The 18,354-nt window shown below is 62.8% G+C and carries 20 protein-coding genes and 2 pseudogenes; 19 read left to right on the forward strand and 3 right to left on the reverse strand.

Annotation, left to right across the window (positions count from 1 at the left end; translation table 11 throughout):
• The 6 genes and pseudogenes from L0B83_RS19145 to L0B83_RS19170 all read left to right on the forward strand — a co-directional run.
• Window positions 1–395: pseudogene (locus tag L0B83_RS19145) on the forward strand (hypothetical protein); the annotation flags it as partial.
• A gap of 673 nt (window positions 396–1,068) precedes the next feature.
• Window positions 1,069–1,677, forward strand: coding sequence for a hypothetical protein (locus L0B83_RS19150; protein WP_234760164.1), 609 nt, complete (start codon window positions 1,069–1,071; stop codon window positions 1,675–1,677).
• A gap of 194 nt (window positions 1,678–1,871) precedes the next feature.
• Window positions 1,872–2,627 (forward strand): hypothetical protein, encoded by a 756-nt coding sequence (locus L0B83_RS19155; protein WP_234760165.1) that lies wholly within the window; start codon window positions 1,872–1,874, stop codon window positions 2,625–2,627.
• Window positions 2,628–2,644: 17 nt separating this feature from the next.
• Entirely contained in the window at window positions 2,645–3,361 is a 717-nt protein-coding gene (locus L0B83_RS19160) for a class F sortase (protein ID WP_234760166.1), read from the forward strand.
• 69 nt (window positions 3,362–3,430) lie between these two features.
• Window positions 3,431–3,892 (forward strand): cupredoxin domain-containing protein, encoded by a 462-nt coding sequence (locus tag L0B83_RS19165; protein WP_234760167.1) that lies wholly within the window; start codon window positions 3,431–3,433, stop codon window positions 3,890–3,892.
• Window positions 3,889–4,410 (forward strand): hypothetical protein, encoded by a 522-nt coding sequence (locus L0B83_RS19170; protein WP_234760168.1) that lies wholly within the window; start codon window positions 3,889–3,891, stop codon window positions 4,408–4,410. Before L0B83_RS19165 ends, L0B83_RS19170 begins: the two co-directional genes overlap by 4 nt.
• Before the next feature lie 149 nt (window positions 4,411–4,559).
• Here the strand turns inward: L0B83_RS19170 and L0B83_RS19175 are convergent, their stop codons facing one another.
• A complete protein-coding gene (locus L0B83_RS19175) occupies window positions 4,560–4,703 on the reverse strand; it encodes a hypothetical protein (RefSeq protein ID WP_234760183.1) in 144 nt (47 codons plus the stop codon).
• 90 nt (window positions 4,704–4,793) lie between these two features.
• Window positions 4,794–5,129, reverse strand: a pseudogene (locus L0B83_RS19180) (recombinase family protein); the annotation flags it as partial.
• Between the two features lie 209 nt (window positions 5,130–5,338).
• Here L0B83_RS19180 and L0B83_RS19185 point away from each other — a divergent pair.
• The 12 genes from L0B83_RS19185 (at window position 5,339) to L0B83_RS19240 (ending at window position 17,007) form a co-directional block, all read left to right on the forward strand.
• Complete coding sequence (locus L0B83_RS19185; RefSeq protein WP_234760169.1) at window positions 5,339–6,820, forward strand: sensor domain-containing phosphodiesterase; 1,482 nt, start codon at window positions 5,339–5,341, stop codon at window positions 6,818–6,820.
• A 472-nt stretch (window positions 6,821–7,292) separates the two neighbouring features.
• Window positions 7,293–7,520 (forward strand): Flp family type IVb pilin, encoded by a 228-nt coding sequence (locus tag L0B83_RS19190; RefSeq protein ID WP_234760170.1) that lies wholly within the window; start codon window positions 7,293–7,295, stop codon window positions 7,518–7,520.
• An 800-nt stretch (window positions 7,521–8,320) separates the two neighbouring features.
• Entirely contained in the window at window positions 8,321–8,554 is a 234-nt protein-coding gene (locus tag L0B83_RS19195; protein WP_234760171.1) for a Flp family type IVb pilin, read from the forward strand.
• Window positions 8,555–8,713: 159 nt separating this feature from the next.
• Window positions 8,714–9,061 carry a TadE family protein gene (locus L0B83_RS19200; RefSeq protein WP_308194034.1) on the forward strand — a complete coding sequence of 116 codons (348 nt, stop codon included), beginning with the start codon at window positions 8,714–8,716 and terminating at the stop codon, window positions 9,059–9,061.
• The gene (locus tag L0B83_RS19205; RefSeq protein WP_308194035.1) at window positions 9,058–10,074 is read left to right on the forward strand and encodes a pilus assembly protein TadG-related protein; all 1,017 of its coding nucleotides are present in this window, start codon (window positions 9,058–9,060) and stop codon (window positions 10,072–10,074) included. The genes L0B83_RS19200 and L0B83_RS19205 overlap by 4 nt, the downstream gene beginning before the upstream one ends.
• A gap of 24 nt (window positions 10,075–10,098) precedes the next feature.
• Complete coding sequence (cpaB, locus tag L0B83_RS19210) at window positions 10,099–10,878, forward strand: Flp pilus assembly protein CpaB (RefSeq protein WP_234760174.1); 780 nt, start codon at window positions 10,099–10,101, stop codon at window positions 10,876–10,878.
• Window positions 10,875–12,068 (forward strand): CpaE/TadZ family protein, encoded by a 1,194-nt coding sequence (locus L0B83_RS19215; protein ID WP_234760175.1) that lies wholly within the window; start codon window positions 10,875–10,877, stop codon window positions 12,066–12,068. The genes cpaB and L0B83_RS19215 overlap by 4 nt, the downstream gene beginning before the upstream one ends.
• Window positions 12,069–12,332: 264 nt before the next feature.
• Entirely contained in the window at window positions 12,333–13,604 is a 1,272-nt protein-coding gene (locus tag L0B83_RS19220) for a TadA family conjugal transfer-associated ATPase (RefSeq protein ID WP_268821123.1), read from the forward strand.
• Window positions 13,605–13,608: 4 nt separating this feature from the next.
• Window positions 13,609–14,541, forward strand: coding sequence for a type II secretion system F family protein (locus L0B83_RS19225; protein ID WP_234760177.1), 933 nt, complete (start codon window positions 13,609–13,611; stop codon window positions 14,539–14,541).
• Window positions 14,542–14,549: 8 nt separating this feature from the next.
• Window positions 14,550–15,434 carry a type II secretion system F family protein gene (locus L0B83_RS19230; RefSeq protein ID WP_234760178.1) on the forward strand — a complete coding sequence of 295 codons (885 nt, stop codon included), beginning with the start codon at window positions 14,550–14,552 and terminating at the stop codon, window positions 15,432–15,434.
• Window positions 15,435–15,534: 100 nt separating this feature from the next.
• The gene (locus tag L0B83_RS19235) at window positions 15,535–15,996 is read left to right on the forward strand and encodes an Hpt domain-containing protein (protein WP_234760179.1); all 462 of its coding nucleotides are present in this window, start codon (window positions 15,535–15,537) and stop codon (window positions 15,994–15,996) included.
• 240 nt (window positions 15,997–16,236) lie between these two features.
• Window positions 16,237–17,007, forward strand: coding sequence for a response regulator transcription factor (locus L0B83_RS19240; RefSeq protein ID WP_234760180.1), 771 nt, complete (start codon window positions 16,237–16,239; stop codon window positions 17,005–17,007).
• A gap of 270 nt (window positions 17,008–17,277) precedes the next feature.
• Here the strand turns inward: L0B83_RS19240 and L0B83_RS19245 are convergent, their stop codons facing one another.
• On the reverse strand, window positions 17,278–17,772 hold the full coding sequence (locus L0B83_RS19245) for an RrF2 family transcriptional regulator (RefSeq protein ID WP_234760181.1): 495 nt from the start codon (window positions 17,770–17,772) through the stop codon (window positions 17,278–17,280).
• Window positions 17,773–18,069: 297 nt separating this feature from the next.
• Here L0B83_RS19245 and L0B83_RS19250 point away from each other — a divergent pair.
• A partial coding sequence (locus tag L0B83_RS19250) for a transposase (RefSeq protein ID WP_234760182.1) occupies window positions 18,070–18,354 on the forward strand: 285 nt, incomplete at its 3' end.

The raw sequence follows: 18,354 nt of genomic DNA on the forward strand, positions 1-18,354 counted from the left end.
GAGCCGATGTCTGAGCGGACCGCGTGGCGGATCTGCGCGGATAACGGCTGGTGGTCGGTCTTTGGGAAGAAACGCGGCAAGTCCAAGAAGGCTGGCCCTCCGGTCCACGATGACCTGTGCGCGGTGACCGACAGCAAAGGCCGGATCCGGCACGAATTCACCGCCGAGGGTCCCAACCAGTTGTGGCTCTCGGACATCACCGAACACGCCACCGCCGAAGGCAAGCTCTACCTGTGTCGGTCAAGGATGTTTACTCCAACAGGATTGTGATCGTGGCCTGGATCGAACGCACCTACCACCGCCGCAGACGCCAAGCCACGCTCGGCCGTTTGACCTTAATCGAATACGAGTCCATCATGAACACGCAGGCCACACTGGCAACGTNACGTGAATAACCACTGTCACGTATCCGTGCAGCAGACCCAAGAGAAGCCCGCCGGGGGGACAGGCGGACTTCTAATGTTTAACACTATGGTGATCCGTTCCGAAAAGCGAGTGGGGAACTACGTAGCACCGAAATTTGGTTTGAGGTAGCGGTTAGTCGACGCCCTGCAGCCTGTGGTTGTAACCGCCATAACCGGGCGGGTAGCGCCCTAGCAGCCGGTCACCGCGTTAGGGTCGGCGACGGGACCATCAAATTCCAGGTGGGGTTAGTCGTGGTGGTGTAGCGAAAAGGGTCTGTGAGGGTTTTTCGGGATCTTCGCCCGCTGGGCGACCGTGCGTTGTCGGACAAGAGGATGCTGGCATTGAGACGGGCGAACCGGGTCATCCCGGTCTGGACGGATAAGGGGAGATCGAGTTGGCGGCAATAGGGGAGAGTCTGAAAACTCTCGATCACTTACGGCAGCGCGTTAGACGCGGCTCTGGTCTAGCTTGCCCGGTTCAGTGAGGAACGTGCCGCCTGGCACCGGTGCTGGGGTGCCGGTGCCGTCGGCTTTACCCGTGTTGCATCGGCCACCCGCGGGCAGTCGCGCGGTGAGACCCGTCCGTGGACCGTGCGTCAACGAATAATGTGTGGGAGGGTCTTTGGGAATCCGTCGGCCCGGTAATGTCTGGGAAGGTTCAATCATGAAAAGCAGGATTCGCGCCCACAACGCCCGGATGGGCTGGCTTGGTGCTGCGGGCGTATCCGCGATGCTGCTGGCCGGATGTGCCGCCGGCCCGGGAACCGGCACGGCGCCCGCTGCAGGTAGCCCCTCAAGGAATCCGTCAGGAGCAGCGACTGCATCCGCCGAGGCCGGGAATCGTTCCCCGTCGGCGTCGGCCAGGATGATCTGCCAGGACGAAACCCGGACCAACATTCTCCGGATCCTGTCTCTGCCTGCCCCTCCGCGGACCACCGACGCCTGGGCAGACAGCCTTTATACCTGCACCTATGCTTTGCCCTCCGGATCACTCGTTTTGTCCGTGAAGCAGGCACCGGACGCGGGTGCGGCACGCGCGCACTTCGACGGCCTGCAGCATGTCGCGGTCTCGGCCCAGCCGATCGAGGGGATGGCGAATCTTGGTTTTCCGGCGTTTCAGACACCGGACGGGACCGTGGTTTTCGTGAAGGACAATTTCGTTCTGACGGTCGACGCGACGGGGTTGCCCGCTACCGTTGGCCCGCATGATGTTACCCGCAGCGCTTTCGCTTATGAGGTGGCCACCGCGGTCCTGGCCTGCTGGTCCGACTAGCGCCCCTGCACCGCACCGGACAGTGCCCCGGGAGCCGGCCGGTCTTAGGGGTATCCGGGCGTCTTCGGCGTGGTCGATGAAAATTTTCCCGGCACCGTCCCATCCATGACCTCGCTTACAACGAACCCCATGTGTATCACCACCTGGGCGTGCCCGGCAGGGGAATGCTCATCATTATCGGAGGAAAATTCGCCATGAAGAAATCTGCTTTCCTGATCGCCCCGGCCCTTGCCTTGGGCGCCCTCGCACTCTCGACCAGCCCGGCCCTGGCCGCGGACTCCAGCACCTACCAGGCCAATCTTGCCGCGATCAACGGCAGCAACGCCTCGGGCACGGTCATGATCACCGTCAACGGCGATCAAGCCACGGTCACGGAGAAGGTCTCGGGCCTTGCCGCCACGTTCGGCGGCAATCCCTACCCGCACGTTCAGCACATCCACATCGGCGCGAAGGGCACCTGCCCGGACATGTCTGCTGACACCAACAAGGACGGCGTGATCAGCACCACCGAAGGAGCCCCGTTCTACGGGGGCATCGGTGCCACCCTGTCCACCAGCGGTGACACCAGCCCGGCAGCCGGAACGGACCTGAAGGTGGCCGGGATGGGCGCCGCGTACACGTACCAGCGGACCATCACCTTGGACGCGAAGACTGCTGATTCCCTCAAGGCCGGCACCGCCGTCGTGGTCGTTCACGGTCTGGACCCGGCCACCTTGTCGGCAGCTGCGCAGAAGGAACCCAGCGACCTCGTCCCGTCGCTGCCCCTGGCCGCGACGTCTCCGGCCCTGTGCGGAACATTGACCGCGATGCCCGCCGGCGCCCCCGGCACCGGCATCACCACTCCGGCCCCGGCCGGACCTGACATGGGTCTGCTCGCTGCCGGTGGCGGTCTCGTTCTGGCAGCCGGCGGAGCGTACGCGGTCCGTCGCCGGATGAGCGTCAAGGCCTGAGAAGAGGCTCGAACCTGATGCGACCTGAGAACAACAGCAACCGCCGCGGACGCCTTATCGCGTCCGCGGCGGGGGCCCTGCTCCTGTCCGGCGGCATCACTGCCGTCGGTCTCGGGCTCCACGCAGAATCCCCGGCGTCCTGGGGAAACAGCCCGGCGTCGTCCGCCAGCGCTCCCGCCGCGCTTGCCGTCCCCACGGCCAGCGCGCCGCTGCCAGACCCTGCCGGTGCACGTCCTGTGTCCCCTGCGCCGGCCCCGGACGGCGTGCTGCCCGCGTCCGTGCCGGTCAATGTGCAGGTCCCGTCCATCGGTGTGAACGCCGCCCTGCTGCCGCTGGGCAAAGAGGCGAACGGCGAAATTCAGACACCGCCGGGGGAGCCCGGCGCACCCGGTGGCTGGTACAAGGACTCACCCACCCCAGGCCAGACCGGGTCCGCGGTCATCCTCGGCCACGTCAACACCACCAGCAGCGATATCGGACTGTTCTACCGCCTCCACGAACTCACCCCGGGCCAGAGCATCACCGTCACCCGGGCGGACCACACCGCAGCGGTATTCACCGTCGACAAAGTCGATCTCTACCATAAAGCGGCCTTCCCGACCGTGGAGGTCTACCAGAACGCGGACCGTCCCGAGGTCCGTCTGATCACCTGCGGCGGCTACAACCCGGCCACCAGGGAGTACCTGGACAACACCGTCGTGTACGCCCACCTGACTTCCAGCCACCCCGCTTAGAACTTCGGTCGGGGCGCGGCACCAAGGGGACCCCCAGCATTTTTGTCCGATCCGTGAAAGGCCAGCACCATGAAGACGACCAAAACCCCGCAACGCCTCGTTCTTGTCATGTTCTGCACCATCACCCTCCTAGGTGCAAGCGCATGCGGCGGGAACAGTCCCTCGGCCGCTCCGTCATCAGGCACGGCATCGCAGCCGGCGGCTGCGACTCCAGGTTCCACCACCATGGATCCCGGCATGGGCGCGTCCCCGATGGCATCCTCCATGGGATCGATGGGAAGCCTGGCCGCGGCGACCATCCACATCAAATCCTTCGCCTACACAGGCCCGGACAGCGTCCCGGCCGGGGCGATGGTGACCGTGATGAACATGGACACCGAAGCCCACACCGTAACGGCCGACGACGGCTCCTTCGACGTCGTCGTCAAAGCCGGTACCAGCGTCACGTTCACCGCCCCGGTGAAACCAGGCGCCTACGCCTACCACTGCACCTACCACTCCAACATGCACGGAACCCTGAGCGTCAAATGAACACCGCGGTCAACTCCGGCCAGGACCCCCTCATGGAACCATCAGGACCGCCCGGAAACCATGGACGCGCAACGGCCTTCGTCCTGCGGGTCTTGGCAGCGGCCGCCCTGGCCGTGGATGCCGTCGTTCACGTCCGGTTCGCCCCGGGCTACCAGTCCGCCGCACCCGAAGGCCTTGGGGAAGGCAACCTTTTCCTCGTCGAAGCCGCAGCCGCCGGGGTTACCGGGCTCTACGTCCTGATCCGCGGAAGCCGGCCCGCCTGGGTCTTTACCCTGATCATCGCCGGAGGCGGCCTGGCCGTCCTGCTCCTCTACCGCTACATCGACATCCCCGCCGTCGGTCCTTTCCCGGCCATGTACGAACCCATCTGGTTCTTCGACAAAACCCTGACCGCTATTGCCCAGACAGCGGCCGTCCTCCTGGCCGCCACCGCCCTGACACTGCACCGGCCGGGCCGGCGGAAAACCCACCACCCTTCCTTGCCTCGCGGACGCAACCGCGGGCACGATGACAAATAAGACAAGATCCGCTTCACATGCACGCCACCGCGGGAGGACCCGGGGCCTGGGGACGGTTCCGGGCTTGTTGAAATACCGGTGTACCCGGCCGTCGGCGAGGCCGCCGAATCGGCGTTGCGAGGACTTCACGGCCCGGCGGCCGGTGCGGGTCAGGACACGCGCCGGAAGTGGCCTGGCTTCACTTGGACCAGTATGGGCAACACCAGCTGGACGGGGGCGTTGCCGACGGGTGCGTCGGGCAGCTCGTTGATCGAGTTCCGCCCCTCCAGTTCCCCAGACGTATCCTTTTCCATGCTTGAACCGTAGACACGACCAGCCGGGGTCGGTTCCAAGGACACGCACGCGGGAAAGATGCAGGGGATGCTGCGTTGGAACGAGGCCGTGAGTGCCCGGGACCGTCGATAAATGATTGCACGGGACATTCCGAGGTCGCGGGGCGAGCCGCTCGGCGGGCTCGCCTGCTTCGACGAGCCGGAGAGCGCTTCGGATCTGGCTGTCGGCGATCCGGCGGAGACGCCCGGCGAGGTCCTTCCCGGCTTCGCGGCGTTTGCTGATCGAATCGGTGACGCGTTCGCGTTTGAACTCGTGTTCTATTTGCGCGAGGGCGGCCATGATCGTGAACAACATCAGCCCCATGGGGGTTGCGGCGTCCACGTCACCGCCGCCGAGGTTCAATACGCGCGCAGGCCCGCACCCCGGGCGCGGAGTTCATCGGCGAAGAGGAATTGAACTTGGCAAGGTCCGTTGAGGTTTCAGTGTGCAATAGCCCGCGTCCTGACCGGAGCGCCTGGTGCTGGCTGGTGTTAGATTGGGCACAACCGGGCGGCGGCCCAGGGAAGAACACCTTCGCCGTTCATTCGGTGCTCGTTGGAGGGGCGCGTGACGCAGTTGTCGGCGCCCTGGTCATTGATATTGGGGGTGTCAAGGTATGGAGCGAGACAAGTTGCCTTGGTTTTGGCGGCGGGATAGCAATGATGAGCTGGATCTGGATGGTCCGGTCAGGACGCGGGAGCGGCACGGCAGCCGGGCGGCCCTGACGTCCAGGACGGTCCTGTGGGTGCTGGTCCTTATCGAAATCGGGGTTGCCCTGGCCGTTCGTGTTCCCCCGCTTTTCGGACTTGACACGCTGGTTGTCTCGGACGGACCCACGTGGTTTGTGGATATCCTCGCGTTGCTCGTGGTGCCTGCGGTTCTCTGGGCGATGTGGCGGTGGGACCGGCAACGGCGCCGGGAGAACCTGGAAGAGTCCCGGGCCTCCGAGCTGATCCGTACGGTGCTGGGCACGAGCCGGGAATGGCTGTGGTCCACCGATGTGAACGGGCATTTCAGTTTTTGCGGTCCTGCGAGTCTGGGTCTGACCGGATACAGGCCCTCCGAACTTCTTGGCCGGCATTTCAGCGTGGTGATCGATCCTGAGGACCTGGCCGCAGCCCTGGAGGCCAGGAAGGCCGTGGACAAACAGGATGCCAGCTGGGAGGGCCTGATCACCGTTTGCCGCCACCGGGACGGGAGCCGGGTCCTGGTCGAAGTCACCGGCAAAGCCCTGAAAGACGCCTCGGACCGGCCGACGGGTTTCGCCGGGACCAGCCGGCCCCTGGAACCCAAAACGTCTCACGTTCCCGGCTCCCGGGAGGTCAAGGCCAGGATCGAGGCAATGCTCAGCGAGCGGACACTGCAGACCGCTTTTCAGCCGATCCGGTCTCTGCACACCGGTTCGATCCTCGGTGCTGAAGGGTTGACCCGCTTCGTCGGCTCCCCAGGCGTATCCCCTGAGGCATGGTTTCTTGAGGCCGCTTCGGTCGGGCTGGGGGTCGATCTGGAAATCCTGGCCCTTGAAACCGCGTTGGCGGCAGCGGCCGGGCTTCCGGACCCGCTGTTTGTGGCGTTGAACCTTTCCCCGCTCGCGTGCCTGGACCCCAGGCTCCCCGGTCTGCTCACCGCCTCGGGGATCCCCGCCGCACGCATCGTCCTGGAAGTGACCGAACGCCACCAAGTGAAAGACTACGAGCCGCTGGCTGCAGCTCTGGCTCCCTTGCGGAACTCCGGCCTGCGGATTGCCATAGATGATGCGGGCGCCGGTTTCGCTTCGATGCGCCACATCCTCCAGCTCAGCCCGGACCTGATCAAACTGGACCGGGAGATCATCTCGGGAATCGACACTAACAACGCCCAGCGGGCACTGGTGGCCGCCTTGGTGACCTTCGCCTCTGAGATCGATGCTGTCCTGGTGGCGGAGGGTATCGAAACCGAAGCCGAACGTGACGCTCTCACCGGACTGGGCGCGCCCTTGGGGCAGGGATACCTCTTGGGGCGGCCTTCGGTGCGCCCCGGGGACTGGGCACAATGGCTAAACGAACCCCGAACCGACCAGGAAGCCCGGACTTCCGCAAACCAACAGAGATCTGAGTGAACCACCGCGTAAAAGAATCTCCCAAGATCCGACCGGGACGTCAGGCGGTTCAGTTGCATTGAGCTAGGTTTATGTATGCGTCCCCACGCTTGCATTGGAAACCAGATTGTCCAAGGCCTGTCCCGGCCTCAACGATCAACTTCGGCCCAGAGGGGCGCCGGGACGTCGGCGACGAGGACTACGTCGGCGGCATCGGCCTGTGCCCGGGCAGAGACCAGGCTGTTTTCAACGAGGCCCTGCCAGAGCCGTGCGCCGCAGATGCATACTCTGCACGGCCGCGGCTTAGGAGAGCAGCCCTTGGCCCTGGCCCAACGATTGTTTCCCTTTAACGCAGTTTTTCCGCAGCAAAAGCGCAGTTTGGCGGGAGTCTTTGCGCAAATGTCTAGTTGAAGGGCTGAGACGAGGACTGGTTTGCTAGTTTTTTTGGTTGGCTGGTGCTGGGCCAGCCATCTACTCGCTCAGGAGTCTCGACATGCTTAACTTTTTCCCTCGCCTTGCTGGCCGCTTCCTCCATGATGAGAAGGGTGCCACGGCTGTCGAATACGGCATCATGGTGGCCCTTATCGCCGTGGTGATCATCATTGCCGTCACCTCGTTGGGCGGAACCATCCAGGACACATTTACCCAAACGAGATGTTCGATGGTCAGCGGGGTCTATACCGCGGGTGCCGCCAGCGGGGGTGGGACCTGCTCCAAGTAAGACGATCGGCCTGAGCACCCGGCTACGGCGACGCGCCGGCGGGCGTCAATGGCTGACACTGCGCTTAGCCTTGATCCATTGACGCTGATGAGGGCGGCCGCGGCGTTTTAAACCGAGAATGCCCATCGTCGCCGAATTTCAGGTGTCGCAACACCCGATCAGCTGAACATCCGTAAATCACGAAGGGGACTGCCGCCGGTGACTCCTTGACCTGCCCCAGGGATTGGTTACCCGAAATGATTTGAGTTTTGGGCTCTCGCTGAGAGGCTTCCGCGGCCCCGGCGTCGTCACCGCTAGCTGAATCTCTCGAACGCACGCCCGTGCCGGTCTCTGCGCCGTCGGGAACTGCGCGTCCATCACAACGGATACGGCGATCGCCTTGACCAGCACCGGACCGGGACCTGTCGGCGCCGACCGCACCTGGTTCGCTGCTTTCCGGCGAACCGTGCGCCTGTCCGGGGTGCTTGACTCCCTCGAGAACCGTCTCGGCAAGGGCGCTGACGGCCAGCCCGAATTCCTGAACTTCCTCTGGCCTCTGGACGAGATCAACTACCGCGTTTGCGCGGCCGGGGAGTGGCGCACGCGGGCCGCGAACTTCGAATCCGACGGAAGAATCGGGAACTTCCACTCACCGGCTACACTGCAGTTTTCCGTTAACGCAGTTTTTCCGCAGGGAAAGCGCAGTTTGACCGGAGGCTTTGCGCAAGATAGCCAATGTGGACAGATAACGCGGGAGTTCGTTTGCTAACTTTTCAATAGCTGGTGCTGGGCCAGCGTTCCACTCGCTCAGGAGTTTCAAGATGCTTGACTTTTTCCCTCGCTTCGCTGACCGTTTCCGCCATGATGAGAAGGGTGCCACGGCCGTTGAATACGGCATCATGGTGGCCCTCATTGCTGTTGTGATCATCGTGGCCGTCACCATTTTGGGCGGGTCCGTTAAAGACACCTTTACTCAAACGAGGTGTTCGATGGTCAACGGCACCTTCACCGCCAGTGCCGCCGGTACCAGCGGCAGCGCGACGTGTTCGAAGTAAAACGATCGCTCTGAGCACCCAGTTGCGGCGATGTGCCGGTGAGCAATGGTGGCGGCAGATGTTGCCGCCATTGCTCACCGGCAGCTAACTGTGTGCTCAACAACCTCCCTGCCTAGTCGAAAGGGCCATCTCATGCGGAGGGCCTCCGAACGAGGTGCAGTGGCTGTTGAATTCGCGCTCTTGGCCCCGGTCCTGATTTCACTCCTGCTTGGCATCATGGAATTCGGCCGGGCCTACAATGTCCAGGTGTCGTTGTCCAACGCGGGCCGCGAAGGTGCCCGCGTCATGGCAATTTCCAATGATCAGACTGCAGCGAAGACAGCGGCCGAAAACGCGGCCGTCTCCCTCAGCCCGGGTCTCACGGACGCGAATTTCACGTTCAGCTCTCCGAGCTGCACCACCGGATCCCAAATGACCGTCACCATAAACTACACACTGAACACCCTGACCGGCATCGCAGGACCTTTCCCCCTGCAAGGCGTAGGGACCATGCTATGCGGCGGATGAGAAACGCTGAAGGCGAAACCGGAGCAATCGCGGTCATCGTGGCTCTGGCCCTCGTGGCGTTGCTGGGCTTTGCCGCTCTGGCCATTGATGTCGGGACGCTATACACGAAAAAGGCCCAGGTTCAGAACGGCTCCGATGCTGCCGCCCTGGCGGTTGCCCAGAAGTGCGCCGCGAACACCTCGGACCCGGACTGCTCCACTACCTCCTCTTTGGCCGCCGACGTGGCGAACAGGAACGCCAACAACGGACTTAACAACGTCAGGTCCATTGTCCTTGATCTGCCGAACCGGATGGTGACTGTCTCGGCCGGGGCCCAGGAATCAGGCGGGTCCCCCAACAGCGTCTCGCTCTTTTTTGCCCGCATCTGGGGAATTCCGAACGCGGAGGTGTACGCCAGTTCGAAGGTGAATTGGGGAAGCCCGGTGGCGGGACAGGCAGCGTTCCCGATCGCTTTCTCGACCTGCCAGGTCACCGGTTACATCGGCGGAAGTCTCCAACTCCTTCAGGACCATGGCAGCGGAGCCAACCCGGGATGCAACTACGGGCCTTCAGGCGCCGCGGTCGACGGCGGATTCGGCTGGCTGGTCCAGGACGCCGGCGCCTGCGGGTCGACCATCAATCTAGCTACCAGTGAAGGCGGAAGCGCGCCCGGCAACAGCGCACCCACCAGTTGCAACGTCACACTGCAAAATTGGGCCAACCAGATCGCCGCGGGGAAAAATGTCACCGTACTGCTTCCTGTCTATGATTCAGTGACTGGAGCAGGATCCAGCGCTGTCTTCCATCTGGTGGCTTTCGCCGCCTTCAACGTCACGGGCTGGAAGTTCAGTGGTGACTCCACCCTCCCGAACACGTTCCACAACGACTCCCCGTATGCCCCTGCCGGTTTGACCTGTACCGGAAACTGCCGGGGAATCCTTGGCAGTTTCGTCAAATACGTGTCCCTCGCCAACGGCTACACCCTAGGGCCCGTTGACGCTTACGGGGCTACAATCGTCCGTCTGACCCAGTAGACCAGCCATGCACAGGAGCAGTTCGTGAAGTCACGCTTGTTGCCCGGAGCCGTCGCGGTATTGCTCGCCATCATCGGAGTGGTACTCGTCTTTAACTACGCCCAGGGAGCGGACGAACGCGCCGTGAAAGGGTTGGACCCGGTGGAGGTTCTCGTGGTGAAGCAAGCCGTCCCGGCCGGCACTCCCGTCGAGGCGCTCCAGGCGTCTTTGACTACGGAGAAGATCCCCGGCAGTGCTGCGGCAAAGACGGCCTTGCACACCCTGGCGGACTCAGCCGGGAAAGTCGCGGCGGTGGATCTGGTGCCCGGCGAGCAGCTCCTCAGCGAGCGTCTGGTCGCGCCGGCGGCGCTTAAGAGTGCCGGTGACCCCAAAGTGCCTGCCGGGTTGCAGGAGGTCTCTTTTCAGGTCGAACCGCAGCGGATGGTCGGCGGACGACTGTCCCCGGGTGACCATGTCGGAGTCTATATTTCGATGGACAAGGGCGGTTCGGATTCCAAGCCCGACAAGGAGACCACCCAGGTCGTCATTCATAAGGCCGTGGTTACAGCCGTCCAGCGTGCTCCCCAGCCGGCGTCCGGAGGGGCAGCTTCGCCCGCGCCTACGCCGACGGCCGGGGCGACAGCCAACCCCCAGGATTCTGTGCTGCCCACCGGATCCCTCATAGTGACCATTGCGGTCACCGACGTCGACGCCTCGAAGGTCATTTTCGCCGCCGAATTCGCGAAGATCTGGCTCACCCGGGAACCACTTGACGCGAAGGAAAACCCGCCCCGGATCATTCAGCGGCCCGGGGTATACCAATGAGCAGGTTCGTCCTCATCACGCCGAGCACGGATTTCGACCAGCGCCTGCGCCGCGCGGTCGCCGGGGGCCTGCCTGGAAATGTCCACACCTTCTTTTCCAACGTTCTGCCTGCTGACCCCGGCGAGCTTTTTGCCATGCTGGACCCGGAAGAGCCTGAAGTCCTTATCCTGGGCCCGGAGGTGCCGGTCGAGGACGCGCTCCGCCTTGCAAGGGTCCTGGACGTACAGTCCCCTGAACTGAGCGTTGTCCTGGTCAGCGATCCGGACCCGGCGTTCGTGCTTCAGGCGATGCGTGCAGGAATCCGGGACCTTTTGAGCCCGACTGCCGATGCCGACCAGATCCGGGTCCTGCTCGAACGGGCGTGTCAGTCCTATGCCAGCCGCCACCGGAGCCAGGACTCCACCGAGTCACATACCAAAAAGGGTCTGGTGATAGGAGTGTTCTCTCCCAAAGGCGGGGTCGGAAAAACCACCATCGCCACGAATATCGCGATCGGTTTGGGCAAGATCGCTCCGATGGATGTGGTGATTGTGGACTTGGATCTGCAGTTCGGTGATGTCGCTTCGGGGCTTTACCTGGATCCCGAGCACACGGTGACCGACGCGGTCACCCCTTCGGCCAGCCAGGACTCGCTGGTCCTGAAGGCCTTCCTGACGGTCCATCCGGGCAACATCTACGCCCTGTGCGCTCCCAAGAGCCCGGAAGACGCGGACGAGATCACCCCGGAGCAGATCAGCCGTCTTCTGGAGCAACTGGCTGAGGAGTTCCAATATGTCGTCGTGGATACGGCGCCCGGGTTGCCGGAGATCGGTCTGGCAGCGATGGAGCAATGCACCGACGTCGTTTGGGTCAGCGCCATGGACATCCCCAGCGTCCGGGGGCTTCGGTCCGGTCTGGACATCCTGCGTCGGCTGGACATGCTTCCGGAGTCCCGGCACGTGGTGCTGAACATGGCCGATGCCAAATCCGGTCTCTCGGTCCAGGACGTCGAGTCCACGATCGGGTCACCGGTGGATGTCAGTATCCCCCGTTCCCGCGCAGTCGGGCAATCAACCAACCGCGGAGTGCCAGTTCTTCAGGCGGGCCGGCGCGATCCCGCGGTCAAGGGACTCCAGCGGCTTGTCGAACGGTTCAATCCCGTCTGGCGGGCAAAAACCCAACGCAAACTACACCGAAGGGTCGTTGTTTAGGTGAAACTTTCCGAAAGGCTTCGTGCCTCAGAAGACCGAACTGCAGGCAACGGTCCCTCTGCCGTCCCGACTTCTCCCCAGCCAAAGCAGGGGCCAAAGCCGGGCTTCCCGCCGGCTACCCAGTCCAACACCTTCAGCTCAGACGCCCCCACCTCTGCCGCGCGGGCACAAAGTTCGGTCAGTCCGGCCCCCCGGGGGGTGCCGGGCCAACACCCTGATGGCCCGCCGGCTAGAAAACAAAAACCGGTAGATGTTTTCGCGGCCATGAAGCAACGGGCCGCGACCTCGCTCTTTGAACGTCTGGGTGCGCGCTTTAACGATTCGACGGTAACCGAAGCCGAGCTCCGTTCCATCGCCCGGGATGAACTGACCCGCATCATCGATGCCGAGCAGGTTCCGCTCTCTGCGGATGAACGAACAAGGCTCGTCGCTGACGTCGCGGATGACGTCCTCGGTTACGGGCCGCTGCAGCGACTTCTGGAGGACCCTGCGGTTACCGAGATCATGGTCAACCGGATGGATCAGATTTACGTGGAACGCAAGGGGCAACTGATGCTGACGGATTCCCGTTTCAGCTCGGAGGAGCATCTGCGGAAGGTCATTGAACGCATCGTCTCCAAAGTAGGCCGACGTATCGACGAGTCCTCTCCGCTGGTGGATGCCCGGCTGGAGGACGGTTCGCGCGTGAACGCAGTGATTCCGCCGTTGGCTGTGGGCGGGTCCTCACTGACTATCCGTAAGTTCAGCAAGGTGCCCCTCACGGTGCGGAACCTCATCGATTTCGGCACCCTTACTCCGGAAATGGCTGAGCTGCTGAACGCCTGTGTCAGAGCCAAACTGAACATCATCGTGTCCGGGGGAACGGGTACCGGCAAAACAACTCTGCTGAATGTTCTGTCCTCCTTCCTGCCGGCCAACGAACGGATCGTCACGATCGAGGATGCGGTGGAACTGCAGATCCAGCAGGAGCACGTGGTTCGGCTGGAAAGCCGCCCCCCGAACACCGAGGGAAAAGGCGCCGTGACCATTCGTGAGCTCCTGAGGAACTCCTTGCGCATGCGCCCGGACCGAATTGTGGTCGGTGAGGTCCGCGGAGGGGAATCACTAGACATGCTGCAGGCCATGAACACCGGCCACGACGGTTCGCTGTCCACCGTCCACTCCAACTCCCCGCGCGACGCGATCGCCCGCCTGGAAACGCTGGTGTTGATGGCCGGGATGGACCTGCCGCTGAGGGCCATCCGCGAGCAGATAGCCTCGGCGGTGAATCTGATCGTGCAGATTTCCCGCCTCCGTGATGGCAGCCGCCGCATCACGCACGTCACTGAAGTCCAAGGGATGGAAGGGGACATCGTCACGCTCCAAGACGCGTTTGTGTTCGATTACTCAGCCGGGGTAGATGCCCACGGACGCTTCCTGGGCCGGCCGGTGGCCACCGGTATCCGTCCGCGCTTCATCGACCGTTTCGAGGACCTCGGGATACACGTATCCCCGGCAGTTTTCGCGACGCCCCCGGTACAGAGTCAGAAGGCCTGAATACATGATGTTTACCGCTGGAATGGGATTAGTGCTGGCCGCCGCCGTAATGATTATCGTGATGGCGTTCCTTCCGCGAACACCGGAAATCTCCCTGGAGCGCCGCCGGCCCTACCTTGAGAAGTCCGATTCCCAACTTACCCGGGTTGCCGGTTCTGCCATCGGAGTTGTCGAAGGTTTCCTGTCCAGACGGAAGGTGAGGCTTTTTGACCGAGACAGCCTCGAAGACGCAGGACTGCGTTTTAGCCAGGCGGACTTCTTTGTGCTGGTCATGGCAGGCGCCAGCGTCGGGGCACTCATCGGTCTATTGATCGGCGGTCCGCTGCTAGCCGTGCTGATGGTGATACTGGCGCCGGTGGCCGCGCATTTCATTCTGGGTTTCCTGGCAGGCAAAAGGCGCGCGAAATTCTCCGACCAGCTCGGCGACACGCTTCAATTGCTTTCGGGCAGCCTCCGTGCCGGGCACAGCATCCTGCGCGCCATTGATGCGGCTTCCTCGGAATCCCTGAGCCCGACATCAGAGGAGATGCGCCGGGTGATTACCGAGACCAGCCTGGGCCGGGACCTGCTCATATCGCTGAACGACACCGCCGAACGCATGCGAAGCGAGGACTTCGTCTGGATCACGCAGGCTATCCAGATCAACAGGGAGGTCGGCGGCAACCTGGCCGAAGTCCTTGACCAAGTCAACGAAACCATCCGGGAACGCAACGAAATCAAGGGCCACATCAGAGCTTTGGCAGCAGAAGGAAAATTCTCCGCCTACATCCTGATGGCGATGCCCTTCGGCATCGTACTCATACTTACTTTCGCCAACCCCGGATACATGGATCCCTTGTTCACTCAACCGCTGGGCTGGGCCATGATCGGCGCCTCAGCCGTCATGATGACCATCGGCGGGCTGTGGATGCGCAAAATCATCGACCTGAAATTCTGAGCGGACAGATGGAAAGCGTCCTGCTCAGTTCCCTGCTGATAGCCGTCCCCGTCGGTTATCTCTCGTGGTCCGTGCTCTCAACAGACCGCAAAGCCCGCACAGCCGTCCAAGACCTCCTGAGCGCGGGACGCGAAACAGCCGAGATCGCGGAGGAGAAACCGGAGGGAGTCCTGACCCGGATCGGATACCGGCTCACCCCGCCGGCCTATGCCAGAAAACTCGACAAACTCGTCTCTCTGGCCGGGCGCCCTCCCTCCCTCCCGCTGGGCCGGGTCCTGGCTGCCAAGCCCGTGCTCGGCCTGGCCGGCGCCGTGCTCGGCTTCTATATCGGCGGAGCGGCAAGCACACCGCTAATAAAGCTGGTTGGTTTGTTTGTCGCTGTCCTGGGATACTTCATACCCGATCTGTTGCTCTACAGCCGGGGACGTGAACGGCAGAAGGCCATGCAGCTCGAACTCGCCAACACCCTGGACCAGATGCTCATATCCGTCGAAGCCGGACTTGGCTTCGAGGGCGCCATGGCCCGGGCCGGCGAAAACGGCAAAGGCCCGCTGGCCGAGGAGCTGGTACGCACCCTGCAGGACATGCAGGTAGGCCGCAGCCGGCGGGAGTCCTACCTCGCCCTCGCAGAACGAACGAACGTACCGGAGCTGCGAAGTTTCGTCCAAGCCGTGGTCCAAGCCGACACCTATGGCATCGCCATCAGCCGGGTGCTACGAGTCCAGGCCAAAGTCATGAGGGTCAAGCGGCGCCAACGCGCCGAAGAGAAAGCCATGAAACTTCCCGTCACCATCCTCTTTCCCCTGCTCTTCTTCATCTTTCCGGTCCTGTTCATCGCCATACTCGGTCCCGCCGCCATCAACGCCATTACAGTGCTAAGCGGAGGGAAATAAACCCATGCAACCGGTTCCTTCCCGCAAGGTTGCCTCAGGATCAGCCCAAGATCTGCCCAGCACCGGTTTTCAGGGCACAACCAGGAAGTAGTCTGAACCCATGTCCGATCCACTTTCAACCCTCCCCGGTAGCGTCGATCCGCCCGATGACGCTGAACCACGTAGAACTGCGGAAACCACGCCCACCTACCTCGGAGGTCACCTGCCATTGGTGGATCCCTCCGTGTTGGCAGCCTTGGAGGCAGATGTGGATGATCCCGCCATAGCCCGGCGTTTCGCCCGAGACTACGCTGAATTGTGGGAGGGCCGCTACGCGCGCCTGGCTGCCGCCTTCGAAGCCCGGGACTGGGACGCCGCCCTGGATGTCCTCTTCAGTCTCAAAGTCTCATCGACCATGGTCGGCGGTTTGCGTCTGGCCCGCATCGCGGAGCACATGGAACAAAGCCTGCGCAACGGTGAATTCAGCGACGGGCAAGCGCTCGTGGCCGTGGTCGCCGACTACGGCAACCGGACAATACAGGAACTAAGATCAACATATATCGTCAACGAGACTCAGAGCTGAGTCACCAGCGGCTAACGGCCCGGGAGCAGCTGGGTTGTGAAGGCCGCCGCACCGAAGGAAACCCGGCCCGCCGCCGGGAGGGATTACCGACCGGTTCTCACTGCCGATTCAAGGAGAAGACCTGATTGGAATACTGCGCGTCCGCCATTAACCTCGGCCCTAAGTGTTGTAGGTTCGGCCTAGTACCAATGGATGTGGGCGTTGCTCCGGTAACTGAGGCCGCGTTGACGAGGGTTATACATGGGTGATCTTGTGGTGGCTGTCGTTGTGGACTATGACGAAGACATCCGCAACCTTTTGGAGGCCGTGCTTCAGCAGGCCGGATTCGAGGTGTATTGCGCCGCAAACGGACTCGAAGCCGTCAGCCTTATTCGACGAGAAGACCCCTCGGTTGTCATCTTGGACATAGCCCTGCCCGATATCGACGGTTTCGAAGTGCTGCGGCGGATCCGGATGTACAGCCAGGCATACGTCGTCGTGTTGACGGGAAGGACCGACGAATCCGATGTGCTGACGAGCTTCCATGTCGGGGCAGACGACTACGTGACGAAACCGTTCAAGCCCCGAGAACTTCGCGTCAGGATCGCAGCCATGCTGCGACGCCCCAGAGGAGGAGCCTACCGGATCAACCCTGACCCGCCCCTGATCGAACCGGGCACTCCCGACCCTGCATCGATGCACCACAACGGGTTGACCCTCAACCCAAAGACACGCTCAGTTACGGTAGGAGGCGATGCCGTGGGCCTGTCCCGCAGGGAGTTCGATATCCTGCATGAACTCATACGGAGAAAAGGCGCTGTTTGCGCGAGAGCCGACCTTGCCCGCGTCCTCAGGACCGAACTCGACGAAGAAGATGCTCCCATCCGACAATCCGAGGAGCGATCCGTCGAAGTCCACGTCGGGAACCTTCGCCAAAAACTAGGGGAGGACCCCAAGGCTCCCCGATGGCTCCAGACAGTCCGGGGCATCGGCTACCGGCTGGCACCGGACCAATCCGCGATGCACGACTAAGAAAACCCGCCACGCCACACGGGCGAATTCCAATGACCGCCGCCCTCGATGGCAGCAAACACTGGCTCCTCAGACTGCCAGACCGTGGAATGTCCCTGAATCGGTGAGGCCAGGACGCCACGCGTGACGAAGATTCGAGCAGCGGCAGCGAACATAGAGCGGGCTTCGCCAACGAGACGCCCAGCTGCAACGTAGGCAGGCGACCTGCCTTCGCTAGCGAAACGTGCGTAGAGTCGTCTTCTAGTCCCATGGCACGATCGTAGCGATCATTCATAGCGGCCCGAACGGAGAAAGGCTCGTATTGGTGCCCCCGTCTAGAGTCCGGGGCACCAGGCTGATGGCCTGGAAGACGGGAGCCATTTGCCGGGACGTGGGCAGTGAGGCGATGATCAGCCCGTCGACTTCGGCATAGAAGGCCTCGCGGGCCCGGGCAAGCGCGGCCCGGAGCCGGCACTCCGTGAGGAGCGGGCAGGTGCTGGCCGTCCCGACGCAGTCGGCGGGGTCCTGGCGGGTATTGAGCCGGCGCAGTAGCTGGCCGACCGTGGCATTGCGCCCGGCGCTGCTGAGGCGGGAACCGCCGTTGCGGCCTCGTTCGACGTCGATCATGCCCAGTTCGCGCAGCTTGGCCATCGTTTTGCTGACGTGGTTGTAGGGCGTGCCGACGGCGTCGGCGATACTCCGGGTGGTCAGGAGCCTGCCGTCGGGAGCGGCTGCGAGCACCATCATCGCGCGCAGGCTCACATCAGCGAAGGCGTTGATCTTCATACTCCCAGCCTACGGGCGGCTCTAGCCCCCACACACGGCCCGGTTTGCTTCCAGTCCCGGACCCGCCGTTCTGCGAGTTCTTCGGTGACAAACAGATCGTCGGCGATGAAACGCTGCGCTTCCTCATCGCATTGGGTGTCCATCAATACAAAGACCTCGCGCTTAACTATCCCGTAAGTGTCCGGGACCATCGGTAAAAGGGACTGCCTCCGGTTTTGTTGACTTCTTGACCTGCCCCAGGGATTGATTACCCGGAATGGTTTGAGTTCTGGGCTTTCGCTGAAAGGGCTTTCAGACATGCCAAGACCCTATCCACCGGAGTTCCGCGCACGGGCAGTCGCCCTGGTCCGGGCCGGCAAACCCATAAGCCGTGTGGCCGCCGAACTGGGCATCAGCCAGGGCGGCCTTCACAACTGGGTCCGTCAGGACCGGATCGACCGTGGCGAACGCCTTGGACTGACGACGCCGGAGAGCACCGAGCTGGCCAAGGCACGGAAGCGGATCCGTCAGCTAGAAACGGAGGTGGAGATCCTCAAGCGTACGGCGAAGCTGCTCGGTGAGGACCGGCCGGACCCAAAAGGA

This window comes from Arthrobacter alkaliphilus, from assembly GCF_021483235.1.
Classification (GTDB): Bacteria; Actinomycetota; Actinomycetes; order Actinomycetales; family Micrococcaceae; genus Arthrobacter; species Arthrobacter alkaliphilus.

Bases quoted from the DNA above. Each gene is read 5' to 3' on its own strand.
- L0B83_RS19240 (WP_234760180.1), top strand. From the start codon at position 16,237: ATGGGTGATCTTGTGGTGGCTGTCGTTGTGGACTATGACGAAGACATC.
- L0B83_RS19230 (WP_234760178.1), top strand. From the start codon at position 14,550: ATGGAAAGCGTCCTGCTCAGTTCCCTGCTGATAGCCGTCCCCGTCGGT.
- L0B83_RS19175 (WP_234760183.1), bottom strand. From the start codon at position 4,703: ATGGAAAAGGATACGTCTGGGGAACTGGAGGGGCGGAACTCGATCAAC.
- L0B83_RS19235 (WP_234760179.1), top strand. From the start codon at position 15,535: ATGTCCGATCCACTTTCAACCCTCCCCGGTAGCGTCGATCCGCCCGAT.
- L0B83_RS19205 (WP_308194035.1), top strand. From the start codon at position 9,058: ATGAGAAACGCTGAAGGCGAAACCGGAGCAATCGCGGTCATCGTGGCT.
- L0B83_RS19165 (WP_234760167.1), top strand. From the start codon at position 3,431: ATGAAGACGACCAAAACCCCGCAACGCCTCGTTCTTGTCATGTTCTGC.
- L0B83_RS19150 (WP_234760164.1), top strand. From the start codon at position 1,069: ATGAAAAGCAGGATTCGCGCCCACAACGCCCGGATGGGCTGGCTTGGT.
- L0B83_RS19185 (WP_234760169.1), top strand. From the start codon at position 5,339: ATGGAGCGAGACAAGTTGCCTTGGTTTTGGCGGCGGGATAGCAATGAT.
- L0B83_RS19215 (WP_234760175.1), top strand. From the start codon at position 10,875: ATGAGCAGGTTCGTCCTCATCACGCCGAGCACGGATTTCGACCAGCGC.
- L0B83_RS19225 (WP_234760177.1), top strand. From the start codon at position 13,609: ATGATGTTTACCGCTGGAATGGGATTAGTGCTGGCCGCCGCCGTAATG.
- L0B83_RS19170 (WP_234760168.1), top strand. From the start codon at position 3,889: ATGAACACCGCGGTCAACTCCGGCCAGGACCCCCTCATGGAACCATCA.
- L0B83_RS19155 (WP_234760165.1), top strand. From the start codon at position 1,872: ATGAAGAAATCTGCTTTCCTGATCGCCCCGGCCCTTGCCTTGGGCGCC.
- L0B83_RS19245 (WP_234760181.1), bottom strand. From the start codon at position 17,772: ATGAAGATCAACGCCTTCGCTGATGTGAGCCTGCGCGCGATGATGGTG.
- L0B83_RS19190 (WP_234760170.1), top strand. From the start codon at position 7,293: ATGCTTAACTTTTTCCCTCGCCTTGCTGGCCGCTTCCTCCATGATGAG.
- L0B83_RS19160 (WP_234760166.1), top strand. From the start codon at position 2,645: ATGCGACCTGAGAACAACAGCAACCGCCGCGGACGCCTTATCGCGTCC.
- L0B83_RS19195 (WP_234760171.1), top strand. From the start codon at position 8,321: ATGCTTGACTTTTTCCCTCGCTTCGCTGACCGTTTCCGCCATGATGAG.
- L0B83_RS19220 (WP_268821123.1), top strand. From the start codon at position 12,333: ATGAAGCAACGGGCCGCGACCTCGCTCTTTGAACGTCTGGGTGCGCGC.